Origin of the sequence: Maribacter vaceletii (assembly GCF_003634105.1) — a bacterium.
Taxonomy (GTDB): Bacteria; Bacteroidota; Bacteroidia; order Flavobacteriales; family Flavobacteriaceae; genus Maribacter_B; species Maribacter_B vaceletii.
Genome location: NZ_RBIQ01000012.1, coordinates 19,238 through 35,612, shown reverse-complemented (window position 1 = coordinate 35,612; position 16,375 = coordinate 19,238). Strand labels below are relative to the sequence as shown.

The following is a 16,375-nucleotide window of genomic DNA, read 5'->3' as shown; positions in this document are numbered from 1 at the left end:
TTTTTGTTGTATACCAATAAAGAATGTATTAAATTTAATGTAGTATGACGGATGTAGAAATAGAAAAAGAGAATAAACAAATTGCAAAGCAGTATAAAGAGTTGCTTCGTATTAGCTACCAAACATTATCTGATGATGATAAGAAGCTAATACGTTCTGCTTTTGAAATTGCTGTAGATGCTCATAAGGACCAACGCAGAAAATCTGGCGAAGCTTATATTTTTCATCCTATAGCAGTTGCAAAAATTGTTGCATCAGAAATTGGTTTAGATGCTGTTTCTATAGCATCTGCCTTATTGCACGATGTGGTTGAAGATACGGAATATACGCTAGATGATATAGACCGCATGTTTGGAGAAACCGTTGCACGTATTGTAGATGGGTTAACAAAAATTGCACATCTAAAAAAGGACATGAATATCTCCCAACAAGCGGAGAACTTTAGAAAAATGCTATTAACTCTCAATGATGATGTAAGAGTTATTATTATTAAAATTGCAGACCGTTACCACAACATGCTTACTATGGATTCCATGCCAGAGCATAAGCAAGTTAAAATAGCTTCAGAAACCCTTTATATTTATGCGCCATTAGCACATAGAATTGGCCTCTACAATATTAAAACAGAACTAGAAGATTTAAGTCTTAAATACACAGAGCCTAATGTGTATAGAGATATTAAAAGTGAAATAGAAGATTCAAAAGAAGATAATCTAGCATATATTGATGCTTTCTCTGAAGTAATTGACACTTCATTAAAGAAAGAAGGACTAAACTACATCATAAAAGGACGAATGAAATCTATCTTTTCTATTCGTAAGAAAATGAAGGTTCAGAATGTTGTTTTTGATGAAATATATGACAAGTTTGCAATCCGAATAATTTATAAATCGGATCGAGCAAATGAAAAGTTTTTAGCATGGAAAATATACTCCATAGTAACAGACCACTTTACTCCTAACCCAGTACGTTTACGAGACTGGATTTCTTCCCCAAAATCTACAGGTTACGAAGCGCTACATATAACGGTAATGGGGCCAAAAAGACGTTGGGTAGAGGTGCAAATTAGAAGTGAGCGAATGCATGAAATTGCAGAAAAAGGATATGCTGCACACTTTAAATATAAACATGGAGACCAAAAAGAACAAGGGATAGAAGTTTGGTTAAATCGTTTACAGGAAGCTTTAGAAAATGCAAATACTAATGCTGTAGATTTTGTTGAAGAATTTAAACTAAACTTATACTCTAAAGAAATATTTGTTTTTACCCCAAAAGGAGAATTAAAGTCTTTACCTAAAGGAGCCACTCCTTTAGATTTTGCTTTTAGTATACACACCCAAGTTGGTATGCGAACTCGTGGGGCAAAAGTAAATGGAAAACTTATACCTTTAAATACTACTCTAAATAGTGGAGATCAAGTAGAAATTATAACTTCAGAACAAGCAAAACCTAATCAAAACTGGTTAGATTATGCCACAACGGCAAGAGCAAGAGCCAAAATTAAATCTTCCTTAAGAGAAGAGAAAAAAACCATGGCACTGGAGGGTAAAGAAATTTTACGCAGAAAATTAAAATCGCAAAAAATTACTCTTAATGAAGACACTATAAACAAAATGGTTACCTTTTTTAAGCTAAAAACAAGTTTAGATTTGTTTTATAGAATAGGAATAGGCTCTATAGACAACCAAATGATTAAAGATTTTGCTTCTTCCTATAGCAATGCCTTTATAAGTTTCTTTAAAAATAAAATTAGAAGAAATCCTGCTCCAGAAAATGTAGATAAAGAGGAAATAACAAGTAAATATGATGTATTAGTTTTTGGGAAAGAAGAAGAAAAACTAGATTACACCTTATCACAATGTTGTAACCCAATTCCTGGAGACCCCGTATTTGGTTTCGTTAGCGTATCTGACGGTATAAAAGTGCATAAAAAAAACTGTCCAAATGCTATTTCACTACAATCTAACTATGCCTATAGAATAATAAGTGCAAAGTGGATAGACTCTTCTCAAGAAGAATTTAAATCGGACATTATGCTTACAGGTATAGACAACTTAGGCCTTGTAAGTCAAATTACAGAGATGATATCTAAAAATATGCATGTTAATATTAAACATTTAAGTTTTAGTACAGATGGCGGCACTTTTAAAGGAAAAATTACTGTAGTTGTAAAAAATATAGCTATCCTTAAAAAATTAATAGGAAACCTAAAACAAATTAATGGCATTCATAAAGTAACAAGACTATAGAAGAATGTATCAAAATTTAGCTGTACATTTGTAAATTAATGCTGTAAAAGAGTATGGCTCAGAACAAGAATCAAGACATTGTAAAAAACGTTTTCACCACTTTCTTAGAAGAAAATGGTCATAGAAAAACACCCGAACGTTACGCTATTCTTCAAGAAATATACGATAGTGAAGACCATTTTGATATAGAATCTCTCTACATTAACATGAAAAACAAAAACTATCGTGTAAGTAGAGCTACATTATACAATACCATAGAACTTCTTATGGATTGTAAATTGGTACGTAAGCATCAATTTGGGAAAAACCAGGCACAATACGAAAAATCTTATTTTGACAGACAGCACGACCATGTGATTTTAACAGATACTGGCGAGGTTATGGAGTTTTGCGACCCTCGTATTCAATCTATAAAAAAAACAATAGAAGAGGTTTTTGATATTAAAATTAACAACCACTCCTTATATTTTTACGGAACAAAAAATAAAACAAATAATAAAACCAATTAACTAATTACTTAAATGGCAGTAGATTTATTGTTAGGGCTTCAATGGGGAGACGAAGGAAAAGGAAAAATCGTTGATGTACTAACCAAGGACTATGATATCATAGCAAGATTCCAAGGAGGTCCAAACGCAGGACACACTTTAGAATTTGACGGAATTAAACACGTTTTACACACAATTCCTTCTGGTATTTTTCATAAAACAGCTATGAATGTTGTTGGTAATGGTGTTGTTATAGACCCTGTTATATTTAAAAAAGAATTAGATGCTCTAGGGAAATTTAATATAGATTTTAAATCTAAATTATTAATTTCTAGAAAAGCACACTTAATTTTACCTACGCATAGACTATTAGATGCTGCTTCGGAAGCTTCTAAAGGAAAAGCAAAAATTGGTTCTACATTAAAAGGTATTGGTCCAACATACATGGACAAAACCGGTAGAAACGGAATGCGTATTGGTGATTTAGAATTATCGGATTGGAAAGAAAAATATCGTACCCTAGCCGATAAGCATGAAGCCATGATTGGTTTTTACAATGTAGATATTCAGTACGATTTACCTGAATTAGAAACTGCATTTTTTGAAGCTGTAGAAGAATTAAAACAATTAACTTTCATAGATAGCGAAGAGTACTTATACCAAGCGCAAAAAGGAGGTAAAAAAATACTTGCAGAAGGTGCGCAAGGTTCTTTATTAGATATTGATTTTGGAACCTACCCATTTGTAACATCTTCTAATACTACTGCAGCAGGTGCCTGTACTGGTTTAGGTGTTGCTCCAAACCAAATTGGTGGTGTATTTGGAATTTTCAAAGCATATACTACACGTGTAGGTAGCGGCCCTTTCCCAACGGAATTATTTGATGCCGATGGAGAAACTATGGGAAGAGTTGGTAATGAATTTGGCGCTACAACAGGAAGACCAAGACGTTGCGGATGGTTAGATCTAGTAGCTCTAAAATATGCAGTACGAGTGAATGGCGTTACTGAACTAATGATGATGAAAGGAGATGTTCTTAGTGGTTTTCCTAAATTAAAAGTTTGTACAGCATACAAGTACAAAGGAGAAACTATTACACATTTACCTTATAATATAGAACCAGAAAACGTTACCCCTATTTACACAGAAATGGATGGTTGGGATAAAGATTTAACAAAAATGAGAAGCCCAGAAGAGTTTCCGGAAGCGTTAAATAACTATATAAACTATTTAGAAAAAGAATTGGAAGTGCCAATTAAAATAGTTTCTGTAGGTCCAGACAGAACACAAACAATACACAGATAAAAAAAGAGCCATTTAAAAAATGGCTCTTTTTTTTACATACTGTATTAAATGTATCCTAAAGGTGGTAACACTCTTTTAAAAAATCCTATTTTTGAAAAAAAATTGCATTGCAAAAAAAATACTACACTATACTGTTTCTACTAATTTCTACTGTAATATGGTCACAAGACACTAACACAGAAGAAAGCAATCAAATTAATATTGTTTATGGCGCCAATTTTACAAAAAATGAAGTAAAATATCCTGGAGCTTCTATTTTTAGTAAAGATGAAAAGCAAGTACAATTTGAGCATCAAGGAGCAGATTTATGGTGCGATATTGCTATTTTTTATCAGCATGAAAACAGATTAAAAGCTATAGGAAATATACGTTTACAGCAAGGAGACTCTGTAAAAATGACTAGTGGAAAAATTGAATATGATGGCAATATAAAACTTGCAAAAGCCTATGAAAGTGTTGTATTAGAAAATACAGACATGACCCTAAAAACAGATACGCTACGTTTAGACCGTGAAAAGCAAGAAGCTTTTTACCAAGACTTTGGTACTGTTGTAGATTCTGCCAATACACTAACAAGTGAAATTGGAAAGTACTTTATGGAAACTAAAAAATATCAATTTTTAGATAGTGTTCATGTACAAAACCCAGAATACACCTTAGATTCTGAACAATTAGATTATTATACTTCTTCTAAAAATGCGTACATGTATGGTCCATCTACCATCATAGGAAAGTCCTATAAAATATATTGCGAGCGTGGTTTTTATGACACAAAAATAGAAAGCGGTTATGGCATAAAAAATACAAGGATAGACTATAATGATCGTATTATTCAAGGAGATAGCGTTTACTTTAACAAAGCTAAAGAATTTGCATCTGCCACTAATAATATAGTAGTAACAGATACTATAAATAATGGTTTAATAAGAGCTCATTATGCAGAGGTTTACAAAGCAAAAGATTCTCTTTTTGCTACAAAAAGAGCCGTTTCTATAAGTGTTATGGAAAAAGACTCCTTATACATGCATGGAGACACCCTAATGATAACTGGAAAACCGGAAGAACGTATTTTAAGAGCATTTAGAAATGCTAAATTTTACAAGAAAGATTTAAGTGGTAAGTGCGATTCTATACATTCTGAACAAAAAACAGGAATTACGCAACTTATAAGAAATCCAATACTCTGGAATGGTGAAAACCAGATGACAGGAGATAGTATTCATTTAATATCTAATCTAAAAACAGAAAAACTAGACTCCTTAAAGGTTTTAAATAATGCTTTTATTATTTCGCAAGATACTATAGGAAAAACAGGTTTTAACCAAGCAAAAGGGAAAGATTTATTTGGTAAGTTTGAAGAAAATGAGCTTAAAATAATTGATTTAATTAAAAATACTGAAGTCATATACTACATGTACAATGACGATGACGAGCTTATTGGAATTAACAAAACTATTTGTAGCGAAATACGCATTACAATGGCCAATAATGACGTAGAAGATTTAGTTTTTAAAACAAATCCTGATGGAACCATATTTCCGGAAACAGAATTACCAGAAAACAGTAGAAAACTAAAAGGTTTTATCTGGAGAGGAGATGAAAGGATACTAACCAAAGAAGATATCTTTGATGAAGATGATAACAACATAGAACTAGTAGTTATAAGAGGTATAAGCAACCCTATAGACATTGATGCCGAAGAAGAAGAACGAAGTAAAAACGAAGGAGACCCAGTTAACAAAAGCACTTCAAATAATACTAATAACAAAGCTACCAAGCCTAAAAAAGCTAAAGTGCAAATAGAGTAAAAAGTTGTTGATTTTAAAAAAAGCCAAAGGCTAAGAGCTAAAAGCTAAAAGCCAACTTTATTATCGTATTATACTATGAAAGATGATTTTTTAAAATACCAAGCACAAACCTCTCCTCACCCACTAGCTCTAGAAATATCTCATGCAAAAGGCTCATTTATTTATGATTCCGAAAACAACGCACATTTAGATTTTGTTGCGGGTGTTTCTGCTTGTACTTTAGGGCATTGCCACCCCACTGTTGTAGATGCTATCCAAAAACAAATAGCAAAGTATATGCATGTTATGGTATATGGAGAATATATCCAAGAACCAGCAGTTAAATATGCAAAAGAACTAGCTTCAATTCTACCTAAAACCTTAAATTCCACATATCTGGTAAATTCTGGTACCGAAGCAGTAGAAGGCGCTCTTAAATTAGCACGAAAATTTACTGGTCGCTCCCAAATAATTGCTGCAAAAAATGCATATCATGGCAATACTATGGGAAGCTTAAGCTTAATGGGATTAGAAGAACGCAAAGCTCCTTTTAGACCTCTTATACCAGATATTGATTATATTTCTTTTAATTCTTTTCCAGATATAACAAAAATTACTACCAAAACCGCCGCGGTAATACTAGAAACCATTCAAGGTGGTGCAGGTTTTATTGTCCCCATAAAAGAGTATTTAAGAAAAGTAAAAGAACGTTGTATAGAAGTTGGTGCTCTTTTAATTTTAGATGAAATTCAGCCAGGATTTGGCAGAACAGGAAAATGGTTTTCTTTTGAACATTACAATTGCACTCCAGATATCTTAGTAATAGGAAAAGGAATGGCATCTGGAATGCCAGTTGGTGCTTTTGTAGCATCTAAAAAAATAATGGATGCTTTAAAAGACAAGCCCAAATTAGGGCATATTACCACTTTTGGCGGAAACCCAGTTATTGCTGCTGCTAGTTTGGCTACCTTATCAGAACTAAAAAAAACAAACCTAATACAACAAGCTGTAGAAAAAGAAATTTTATTAAAAAAATTACTAATTCACCCACTTATAAAAGAAGTAAGAGGAAAAGGCTTAATGCTCGCTATACTTGTAGAAAATGAAGAATTAGCCACCAAAATAATAATAGAAGCTGCCAAACAAAAGCTAATACTTTTTTGGTTGTTGTTTGAACCTAAAGCAATTAGAATTTCTCCTCCCCTAACCATTTCAACAACTGAAATAGAGCTTGGATGCGCTATAATTCTTTCTATTCTGGATACACATCTGCAATAATTTGTTAACTAATTTGTTAATAATATAGCTGTAATAAGGAAGATAAAGTACTAGCAATAGCGTACTTTTAATTCTATACACAAACAAAAATGTTCCTATGGCATTAGAATCTAACGAAAGGCCTAACAAGCCTATAGCGAAGTTTGAATCCATGTTAAAGACAGATGATGTTTATTTCTTTGACTCAGAAGATTTTGAAGATATCATTCATCATTACCTAAACAACGGAAAAATTTCTTTAGCTAAAAAAGCCATTAAAATAAGTTTAAAACAACATCCAGATTCTATAGAACTAAAACTATTAGATGTGGAAGTTATGGTGTTTGAAAATAATTTTGAAGAAGCAGAACAGCATTTAGATAAACTGCAGCTATTAGATAATAGTAACGAAGAAATCTATATTCAAAGAGCAAATATTTTTTCTAAAAAAGATAATCATCAAGGTGCAATACAGCTTTTAAAAAAGGCATTAGAATTATCCGACAACACTTTTGATATTCACTCCCTTTTAGGAATGGAATACCTTTTCATGGACGACTTTAAAAAAGCTAAAGAAAATTTCATGAAATGTGTCTCCTTTGATGAGCAAGATTATTCTTCTCTCTACAATGTAATATATTGTTTTGAATTTCTAGAAGATTATGAAGGAGCTATTCTTTACTTAAATGATTATTTAGATAGAAACCCGTATTGCGAAGTTGCATGGCATCAATTAGGAAAACAATACTATGCAGAAAAAATGTATAAAGAAGCTCTTGCTGCTTTTGATTTTGCAATAATATCTGATGATAGTTTTATTGGCGCTTATTTTGAAAAAGGAAAAGTTTTAGAAAAACTTGGAAAATACAAAGAAGCAATAGAAAATTATGAAACTACTATAAAAATAGAAGACCCAACATCTCATGCTTTTTTGCGCATTGGAAAATGTTACGAAAAACTAGAAGATTATGACATGGCTAAGTATTATTATTACCAAACCGTTCATGAAGACCCTCTTTTAGATAAAGGCTGGTTAGCAATAACCCGTTTTTATATGAACAGAAAAAACTACAATAAAGCGCTATACTATATTAACAAAGCCCTAAACATAGATGGCGAAAGCCCAATTTACTGGAAAAAATGCGCTAAAATAAATACGGAGCTAGAAAATTATGACCAAGCAGATTTTGCCTATAAACAAGCGGTAGACTTAGGAAATTACGAACTAGAGACGTGGTTAAACTGGTCTACTATTGCAACGTATAATGAAGATATTCCTGCTGCATTACAAATATTAGCACAAGGAAAACAATTTTATCCAGATAGTCCTGAAATAAATTATAAAATTCCGGGTTTATATTTACTAGCAAATGATTTAATAAATGCAAGAATTACGCTTATTGACGCTCTAAAGCAAAACTTTAAGTCTTTTTCCGTTTTTAAAGAACAGTTTCCAGAATATAGCGAAACACAATGGACGCAAGAAATAGTAAATTCTATTAAGAAAAAAATGTAACTATCATATACGAATGACAGAAAAAAGAACCCCAATCCAATACCTATTTATCACGCTTAAAGGAATAGCAATGGGAGCTGCAGATGTAGTCCCTGGAGTATCTGGCGGAACAATTGCTTTTATTTCTGGTATTTATGAAGAACTAATAAACTCAATAAATAATATAAGACCATCTCTTTTTACAACTTTAAAAAATGATGGGCTAAAACCCTTTTGGGAGAAAGCAAATGGCAATTTTCTTGCTGCACTATTTTTAGGCATATTTATTAGCCTATTCTCATTAGCAACAATTGTAAGTTGGCTATTAGAAAACGAACCTATTTTATTATGGTCTTTCTTTTTTGGGTTAGTATCTGCAAGTATTTTCTTTGTAGGCAAGGAAATAGAAAAGTGGAATGCTATCGCAATTATTGCGCTTATATTTGGTGCCGTTATTGCTTATTACATTACAACACTCCCTCCTAATGAAAATGTAGAAAGTTTACCATTTCTATTTTTATCTGGAGCTCTTGCAGTTTGCGCTATGATTTTACCAGGAATATCTGGAGCTTTTATACTCGTATTGCTAGGATCTTATAAGACTATACTTGAAGCAGTACATGAACGAAACATAAAAATTGTAATCACAGTAGGTCTAGGTGCTATATTTGGCTTACTAAGCTTTGCAAAATTATTAAAATGGATGTTTGCTAATTACAAAAATACTACTCTAGCATTACTAACAGGATTTATTGTTGGTTCGTTAAATAAAATATGGCCTTGGAAAAAAGTTTTAGAAACCAAAGTTTTTGACGATAAAGTAATACCTATAAATGAACAAAGTATATCTCCTTTTTCTTTTGATGGAGATCCAAAAATAATATTTGCTATACTACTTGCTATCCTAGGTTTTTCTCTTATTTTTATCATGGAAAAAGTAGCAAATAAAAAATAAACGCTGCTTTAGCAAACTACCTCAAGGCAAACCCAATAGACATTTATGAGGAAACAAATTTTGATTTAGGGGCAAGCCTCGAAGCATTTAAATCTCGATTATCGAGTAAAAGCATGAGCAGCGCAAGAACTACAAAAGACCAATTTTTCTTAATCCTAAAAGGATTATTTATGGGTGCTGCAAATAAAGTACCTGGAGTTTCTGGCGGTATTGTTGCCTTTGTAGGGGGCTTTTATGAAGAATTTATTTATTCATTACAAAAAATAAATCTAAAAGCTTTTAAATTATTGGTTAGTGGTAGGGTAAGAAGCTTTCTTCAATACATTAACGGAAGATTTTTAGCCCTTTTAATATTTGGTATGCTAATTAGTTATTTTAGTATTTCTAAAGTGTTAGATTACTTTTTAGCACAAAAAGAATTGTACGTTTGGTCCGCTTTTTTTGGGATGATTCTTGGGTCTATATACTATATAGCCAAAGACTTTAGTCATTGGAATAAAAAAACAATTGGTATTGGTTTCATAGGTTTACTAATTGGCATTTCAATAAGTTTTTTAAGCCCTGCCAAAGAAAACGACAACTTATTATTTATTTTTATTTGTGGAATGATAAGTGTTTCTGGAATGACACTTCCGGGCCTATCTGGTTCCTTTATCTTAATTCTCCTTGGTAATTACGTGTTACTTTTAGTAGATTCTGTAAATGCCTTATATGATACTTTTTCAGAAATTATTATCGGAGATTTAAGTTTTGTAAAAAATCCTAAAAGAATAAATACTCTAAAGATATTAGCTGTTTTTACAACTGGTTCCGCAACAGGTTTAGTTACTTTATCGCATTTACTAAGTTATGTTTTAAAAAATTACAAAAACAACACTACAGTATTAATCATTGGTTTTATTACAGGCTCTTTAGGGGTTGTCTGGCCATGGAAAAAAACTATTTACAAAACTAGTAGTAGCGGAAATATTCTTCTAGACAGTAATGATAAAAAAATAATTAGTAACTATGAACGGTATTTTCCCAATTTTGAAATTAGCGAAACATGGTGGGCTATACTTTTTATAGCAGTAGGAATATTTATTTTATTAGGAATTGATTGGTATGGAAAAAAAAGAAGAGAAGCAATATAAGTTTGGGTTAGTAGGCAAAGACATATCCTATTCTTTTTCAAGAGGATATTTTTCTGATAAATTCAAGAACATGGGATTACATAATTACTCCTATGTTAATTTTGATCTAGAAAACATAGAAGAATTTCCCGAAATAATCCAAAAATCGGAAGTCATAAATGGTTTTAATGTAACTATCCCATACAAAGAAGCTGTGATGCCTTTTTTACAATCTTTAGATACCGATGCCAAAAAAATTGGGGCAGTAAATACTATAAAAATTACAGAGCAAGGCCTAAAAGGATACAACACAGACACCTACGGATTTAAACATACCATACTTCCACATTTAAAAGAACACCACAAAAAAGCCTTAATTTTAGGAACCGGAGGTGCATCTAAAGCTGTAGCTTTTGTTTTTAAAGAATTAGGAATAGAATTCACTTTTGTTTCAAGAAACTCAGGAGCAAACAAATTATCCTATCAAGAACTAACCAAAACTGTTTTAGAGGATTATACCGTGATTGTTAATTGCACTCCACTTGGAACACATCCAAATATTTTAGAAAAACCAGCAATACCCTACAACCATATAACAAAGAAACACTTACTTTTTGATTTAATTTACAATCCAGAAAAAACCGCTTTTTTACGTGCAGGGGAAGCACAAGGAGCAGCCATATGTAATGGTCAAAAAATGTTAGAGTTACAAGCTGAAAAGTCTTGGGAAATATGGAATTCTTAATAAAAGGTATACACATAATTTTCTATGCCTTTTGGAGACACACTACTTTGAAGCAAACCAACAAAGCAATGCAATAAATTTATACTTATAGTATTCCGTAGATACAAATGTAACAGTAAATACCTTCAACGGATTATAGTTTTGTCTTTCAAAAAGAAGACCAGACAGTTCGAGCGGAGTCGAGAACTATTCGTTAGTTCTAAATCGACTTCGACTCCGCTCAGCCTTTCATTTTCACAAATAGAGTAGTGCTTATCCTTTGTATCTAAAAAAGAAAGTCTTTTATCTTTTGCTATATGTTTTGTTGTCACTATCTTACAATGTACTTTTTTTAGAACAAAAAAACATAGTATAATGCAGGAAGAAAAAGACCATAATCTACAAGAAAACGTAGAAGAACAAAATAGCTCAGAAACTACCAACACTACTAATGAGTTGGAGAAAAGCACTGAAAACTCTACTCCAGAAATAGCTAAAGAGACTAGTAGCGAAGAATCTATACATAAAGAAATAGATAAGGAAAACGCTGAAGATGCCGAGGATACAAACAACCAACAAAGGCATGAAATTCCTATTCTAGATTACCACTCCATGTCTATGGAAAATTTAGTTGGCGAACTACAACGTCTTGTTCGTAATGAAAAAGTACAAGCTATAAAAAAACATGTAGACGGAATAAAAACAGAATTTGATTTAAAATTTCAAGAATTTTTAGATCAAAAAAAAGAAGAATTTATTGCTGGAGGTGGTAATGAAATTGACTTTAGATATAACTCTGTAACTAAAAGACAATTTAATGAAGTTTATGGAGATTATAGAGAAAAGAAAAATACCTACTATAAAAGCCTAGAAAAAAGTTTAAAGGAAAATCTTAAAGACAGGCTTAACCTCATAGCAAACCTTAAAGGCTTAGTTAATGTAGAAGAGGATATTAACACTACCTACAAAAACTTTAAAGATATACAAGAACAATGGCGTAATGCAGGACCAATTCCTAGGACAAATTATAATGATGTATGGAAAACATACCAGCATCATATTGAAATTTTTTATGACTTTTTAAATATAAATAGAGAACTTAGAGATTTAGATTTTAAACATAATTTAGAGGAAAAACAAAAAATTGTAGAAAAAGCAGAAGAGTTAGGTAGTGAACCAGATTTAAACAAAGCTTTTAGAGAATTACAAACCTTACACAAAATCTGGAAAGAAGATATTGGACCGGTTGGCAAAGACCACAGAGAAGAAATATGGGATCGTTTTAGTGCTGCAACAAAAGTTTTACATAATAGAAGGCAAGAATATTATGCAGAACAAGATAAAGTTTATGAGAAAAACTTAGATGAGAAAAAAGGGATTATTGAAAAAATAACCGTTTTATCTAAAAACGTATCTCATAACCATAAACAGCTACAACAACAAATAAAAAACTTAGAAGCTTTAAGAGAATCCTTTTTTAAAGCGGGTAAAGTTCCGCAAAAAGAAAATGAGAAAACATGGGCTCTTTTTAAAGAAGCAGTAAGAGAATTTAATCGTAATAAAAACAGTTTTTATAAAAACTTAAAGAAAGAGCAGCAAGTAAATCTTGATAAAAAAAGGGAATTACTAAACCTTGCCGTTACGCTTAAAGATAGTGAAGACTTTGATGCTACCACCCCTAAAATGAAACGCATACAGAGCGATTGGAAAAAAATTGGTCATGTACCAAGAAAATATTCTGATAAAATCTGGAACGAGTTTAAAACCGCATGCAATCATTATTTTGATAGAGTTCATGCCGTTAAAAACAAATCTAATAAAGAAGAAGAAGCTAATTACGAATTAAAAAATGCATTTTTAGAAAAATTAAAAGCATTTACGCTTACCGGAGAAAGAACCTCTGATTTAAATGCTATAAAGTCTTTTATTGCCGAATGGAAAAGTTTTGGCAGAGTCCCATTTAACAAAAAACACATAAATCAAAAATTCAACAAAATCCTAGATGCATTGTTTAATAAATTAGACATTAGCAGACAAGAATCGGAGCTTTTAAAATACGGGAATAAAATACAACAACTTGCTAATTCACAAGATAACGAAAGGGCAATTTACAACGAACGTACTTTTATTCGTAAAAAAATTAATGAGAGTAAAGATGAAATTAGACAGCTCGAAAATAATTTACAATTTTTCTCAAATGCATCAGAAGACAATCCATTAGTAAAAGAGGTTATTAAGAATGTTCAAAAACATAAAGATGCTCTTGCAACGTGGACTCAAAAATTAAAAAAAATAAACATTCTAGAAAACAATTTAAACAAAGAAGAGACTGCTAAAGACAATGAATCTTCTCCTGAAGAAGAATAAAAAAAATTATAATAACTAAAAAATCTCTATAAAATACAGTGTATTTTATAGAGATTTTTTAGTTATTATTGCTTCTACTTCGCCACATTCACAGCTCTAGTTTCACGTATTACAGTAACTTTTACTTGCCCAGGATACGTCATATCGGTTTGTATTTTTTGAGAAATTTCAAAAGATAATTCTGCCGCTTTATCATCATTTACTTTTTCGCTCTCTACAATTACACGTAACTCTCTACCTGCTTGTATTGCATATGCTTTTTGCACACCGCTAAAGCCAAAAGCAATTTCTTCTAAATCCTTTAAACGCTGTATATAAGAATCTAACACTTGTCTTCTTGCTCCTGGTCTTGCGCCACTAATAGCATCACAAACCTGTACTATTGGAGATATTAAAGTTTTCATCTCTATCTCATCATGGTGCGCGCCAATAGCATTACACACATCTGGCTTTTCTCCAAATTTTTCTGCCCATTGCATTCCTAAAATAGCGTGTGGTGTTTCTACCTCAGCTTCCGTATTTGGCACTTTACCAATATCGTGTAATAAACCAGCTCTTTTAGCTAGTTTAGGATTTAACCCTAATTCTGCAGCCATTACGCCACAAAGTTTAGCAACTTCTCTAGAGTGCTGTAATAAATTTTGTCCATAAGAAGAACGATACTTCATTCTACCTACAGCTTTAATTAACTCAGGATGCAGTCCATGAATTCCTAAATCTATAACCGTACGCTTTCCTATTTCTACAATTTCTTGCTCAATTTGCTTCTCGGTCTTTCTTACTACTTCTTCAATACGTGCTGGGTGTATTCTTCCATCTGTAACTAACTTGTGTAAAGATAAACGAGCAACTTCTCTACGAACAGAATCAAAACAAGAAAGGATAATTGCTTCTGGAGTATCATCCACAATAATTTCTACGCCAGTAGCAGCTTCAATAGCTCTAATGTTACGACCTTCTCTACCAATTATACGCCCTTTAACATCATCAGACTCTAAATTAAATACAGAAACACAATTTTCTACTGCTTCTTCAGTACCAATACGTTGTATGCTATTAATTACAATTTTCTTAGCTTCTTGTTGTGCAGTAAGCTTAGCCTCTTCAATTGTAGATTGTATGTAAGACATAGCGTCTGACTTTGCCGTTTCTTTTAAAGATGCTAATAGTTGACTTTTTGCTTCCTCAGCAGATAAACCAGAAATAACTTCTAATTGTTGAACTTGATTTTTATGCAATTTCTCTAATTCAGATTGCTTCTTTTCTAAAAAGTCTGATTTATGTTCTACGTCTTTTAGTTTATTTTCTAACTGACTGTTTATTTTTTTATTCTTAGCGAGCTCTCCACTTACTTGAGATTCTTTATCTCTTGTGCGTTTTTCTGCTTCACCAATTTTCTTATTCTTGTTAATTATAACTTTTTCATGCTCCGCTTTTAATTCTAAAAACTTTTCTTTAGCCTGAAAAATTTTATCTTTCTTAAGGCTTTCTCCTTCAATTTTAGCTTCTTTTAAGATACTATCTGCATCTTTTTTTGCTGCAGCAATAGTTTTAGAAGCCTTACCCTTCTCCATAAATTTTGCAATTACAAAACCTACCGCAAGACCTACTATTCCTGCTATAATCAATATACTGTTATCCATAGTGTTAAATATTTAATATAAAAAAAGCCCACATTAGCGAAGTTTTGTACAAACTCCAAAATACAGGTTTAGGGCTAACAAATAGATCAAGGATCCTTATACGAGTAAGGCTTGCTTTTACCATTTAAACTCACCCTTTTTAAACAATTTAATGTTGAGTTTGTCAAAAGATAATACCAATGTGGGCAGTAACTTTAGTTTATTTATAAGAACTTATTTTATTCCAAGCTTGGAACTCACTAAAAAATCTAACGCTTTTAAACGTTCGGTAGCTTCATCAGTTCCTTCTGCTTTTTCAATGCCTTTTTGCTCTATTTTCGAAGCAAACTGTAAGGCACACATTGCCAATACATCTTGCTTGTCTCTTACTGCATAATTTTGCTCAAACTTTTTTGCAAGCTGCTCTATATTTTTAGCTGCTTTACGCAAACCTTCTTCTTGGCTAGGGTCTATGGTTAAAGGATATACCCTATCTGCAATAGAAAGTTTTATTTTGAGCTTTTCTGACATATTATTTGTAAAACACTATTCAGCAAGTTGGGCTATGCAATAATCCAACTCTCTAATTAATGTATTTATTTTAAGCTTCGCTTCGGTTTTATTTGTATCACTGCCCAGCATTGAATTTGCTAATTTAAGCGAATTGTATTTCTCCTGCCACTCTGTAATACTCCTGCGAGTAACATCATGATCCATTTTAATGGTCACTAATTCTTTTTCCAACTTCTCATTAGCTTGCTGTTGCACTTCTAATTTATGCAATAACTTACTAATTTTGTTTTCTAAGGAATCAACAATTTTAACCAATTCACTCATACACAAAAATCAATGCGTTTTACACAAAGTTAACATACATCTTAAGACTTAGCAATATTTTTTTAATTATTATTTATAGAATACTTTAATTCGTTTGAAAACGTTGCTTACTTGTAGGGTTTAAATTAAATTAATAAGAGTTTGTTTAAGGTTTAAATCCTATTAATTACTTTCGTA

13 protein-coding genes and 1 other RNA gene are annotated in these 16,375 nt (G+C 31.9%); 10 read left to right on the top strand and 4 right to left on the bottom strand.

Annotated features, from left to right (window positions below):
• The first annotated feature begins 44 nt into the window (after positions 1 to 44).
• The 10 genes from CLV91_RS15145 to CLV91_RS15095 all read left to right on the top strand — a co-directional run bounded on the left by CLV91_RS15145 (position 45) and on the right by CLV91_RS15095 (position 13,739).
• Entirely contained in the window at positions 45 to 2,249 is a 2,205-nt protein-coding gene (locus CLV91_RS15145; protein WP_121069076.1) for a RelA/SpoT family protein, read from the top strand.
• Between the two features lie 53 nt (positions 2,250 to 2,302).
• The gene (locus CLV91_RS15140) at positions 2,303 to 2,758 is read left to right on the top strand and encodes a Fur family transcriptional regulator (RefSeq protein WP_121069075.1); all 456 of its coding nucleotides are present in this window, start codon (positions 2,303 to 2,305) and stop codon (positions 2,756 to 2,758) included.
• Between the two features lie 12 nt (positions 2,759 to 2,770).
• Positions 2,771 to 4,042 (top strand): adenylosuccinate synthase, encoded by a 1,272-nt coding sequence (locus CLV91_RS15135; protein ID WP_121069074.1) that lies wholly within the window; start codon positions 2,771 to 2,773, stop codon positions 4,040 to 4,042.
• Positions 4,043 to 4,173: 131 nt separating this feature from the next.
• A complete protein-coding gene (locus CLV91_RS15125; RefSeq protein ID WP_245987201.1) occupies positions 4,174 to 5,850 on the top strand; it encodes an OstA-like protein in 1,677 nt (558 codons plus the stop codon).
• Between the two features lie 75 nt (positions 5,851 to 5,925).
• The gene (locus tag CLV91_RS15120; RefSeq protein ID WP_121069072.1) at positions 5,926 to 7,107 is read left to right on the top strand and encodes an aspartate aminotransferase family protein; all 1,182 of its coding nucleotides are present in this window, start codon (positions 5,926 to 5,928) and stop codon (positions 7,105 to 7,107) included.
• A gap of 97 nt (positions 7,108 to 7,204) precedes the next feature.
• Positions 7,205 to 8,602 (top strand): tetratricopeptide repeat protein, encoded by a 1,398-nt coding sequence (locus CLV91_RS15115; RefSeq protein ID WP_121069071.1) that lies wholly within the window; start codon positions 7,205 to 7,207, stop codon positions 8,600 to 8,602.
• Between the two features lie 13 nt (positions 8,603 to 8,615).
• Positions 8,616 to 9,536 carry a DUF368 domain-containing protein gene (locus CLV91_RS15110; RefSeq protein WP_121069070.1) on the top strand — a complete coding sequence of 307 codons (921 nt, stop codon included), beginning with the start codon at positions 8,616 to 8,618 and terminating at the stop codon, positions 9,534 to 9,536.
• 113 nt (positions 9,537 to 9,649) lie between these two features.
• Entirely contained in the window at positions 9,650 to 10,669 is a 1,020-nt protein-coding gene (locus CLV91_RS15105) for a DUF368 domain-containing protein (RefSeq protein WP_121069069.1), read from the top strand.
• Complete coding sequence (locus CLV91_RS15100; RefSeq protein ID WP_121069068.1) at positions 10,641 to 11,393, top strand: shikimate dehydrogenase family protein; 753 nt, start codon at positions 10,641 to 10,643, stop codon at positions 11,391 to 11,393. The genes CLV91_RS15105 and CLV91_RS15100 overlap by 29 nt, the downstream gene beginning before the upstream one ends.
• Before the next feature lie 354 nt (positions 11,394 to 11,747).
• Positions 11,748 to 13,739 (top strand): DUF349 domain-containing protein, encoded by a 1,992-nt coding sequence (locus CLV91_RS15095; RefSeq protein WP_121069067.1) that lies wholly within the window; start codon positions 11,748 to 11,750, stop codon positions 13,737 to 13,739.
• A gap of 74 nt (positions 13,740 to 13,813) precedes the next feature.
• Here CLV91_RS15095 and rny read toward each other — a convergent pair whose 3' ends face one another.
• From rny to CLV91_RS15075, 4 genes are all read right to left on the bottom strand, one after another.
• The gene (rny, locus tag CLV91_RS15090) at positions 13,814 to 15,382 is read right to left on the bottom strand and encodes a ribonuclease Y (RefSeq protein WP_121069066.1); all 1,569 of its coding nucleotides are present in this window, start codon (positions 15,380 to 15,382) and stop codon (positions 13,814 to 13,816) included.
• 50 nt (positions 15,383 to 15,432) lie between these two features.
• Positions 15,433 to 15,542: non-coding RNA, 6S RNA (ssrS, locus tag CLV91_RS15085), on the bottom strand.
• 53 nt (positions 15,543 to 15,595) lie between these two features.
• Positions 15,596 to 15,892, bottom strand: a complete 297-nt coding sequence (locus CLV91_RS15080) for a cell division protein ZapA (protein ID WP_121069065.1) — start codon at positions 15,890 to 15,892, stop codon at positions 15,596 to 15,598.
• A 15-nt stretch (positions 15,893 to 15,907) separates the two neighbouring features.
• Positions 15,908 to 16,198 (bottom strand): hypothetical protein, encoded by a 291-nt coding sequence (locus tag CLV91_RS15075; protein WP_121069064.1) that lies wholly within the window; start codon positions 16,196 to 16,198, stop codon positions 15,908 to 15,910.
• Positions 16,199 to 16,375: the final 177 nt, after the last annotated feature.

Bases quoted from the DNA above. Each gene is read 5' to 3' on its own strand.
- CLV91_RS15145 (WP_121069076.1), top strand. From the start codon at position 45: ATGACGGATGTAGAAATAGAAAAAGAGAATAAACAAATTGCAAAGCAG.
- CLV91_RS15140 (WP_121069075.1), top strand. From the start codon at position 2,303: ATGGCTCAGAACAAGAATCAAGACATTGTAAAAAACGTTTTCACCACT.
- CLV91_RS15135 (WP_121069074.1), top strand. From the start codon at position 2,771: ATGGCAGTAGATTTATTGTTAGGGCTTCAATGGGGAGACGAAGGAAAA.
- CLV91_RS15120 (WP_121069072.1), top strand. From the start codon at position 5,926: ATGAAAGATGATTTTTTAAAATACCAAGCACAAACCTCTCCTCACCCA.
- CLV91_RS15115 (WP_121069071.1), top strand. From the start codon at position 7,205: ATGGCATTAGAATCTAACGAAAGGCCTAACAAGCCTATAGCGAAGTTT.
- CLV91_RS15110 (WP_121069070.1), top strand. From the start codon at position 8,616: ATGACAGAAAAAAGAACCCCAATCCAATACCTATTTATCACGCTTAAA.
- CLV91_RS15105 (WP_121069069.1), top strand. From the start codon at position 9,650: ATGAGCAGCGCAAGAACTACAAAAGACCAATTTTTCTTAATCCTAAAA.
- CLV91_RS15100 (WP_121069068.1), top strand. From the start codon at position 10,641: ATGGAAAAAAAAGAAGAGAAGCAATATAAGTTTGGGTTAGTAGGCAAA.
- CLV91_RS15095 (WP_121069067.1), top strand. From the start codon at position 11,748: ATGCAGGAAGAAAAAGACCATAATCTACAAGAAAACGTAGAAGAACAA.
- rny (WP_121069066.1), bottom strand. From the start codon at position 15,382: ATGGATAACAGTATATTGATTATAGCAGGAATAGTAGGTCTTGCGGTA.
- CLV91_RS15080 (WP_121069065.1), bottom strand. From the start codon at position 15,892: ATGTCAGAAAAGCTCAAAATAAAACTTTCTATTGCAGATAGGGTATAT.
- CLV91_RS15075 (WP_121069064.1), bottom strand. From the start codon at position 16,198: ATGAGTGAATTGGTTAAAATTGTTGATTCCTTAGAAAACAAAATTAGT.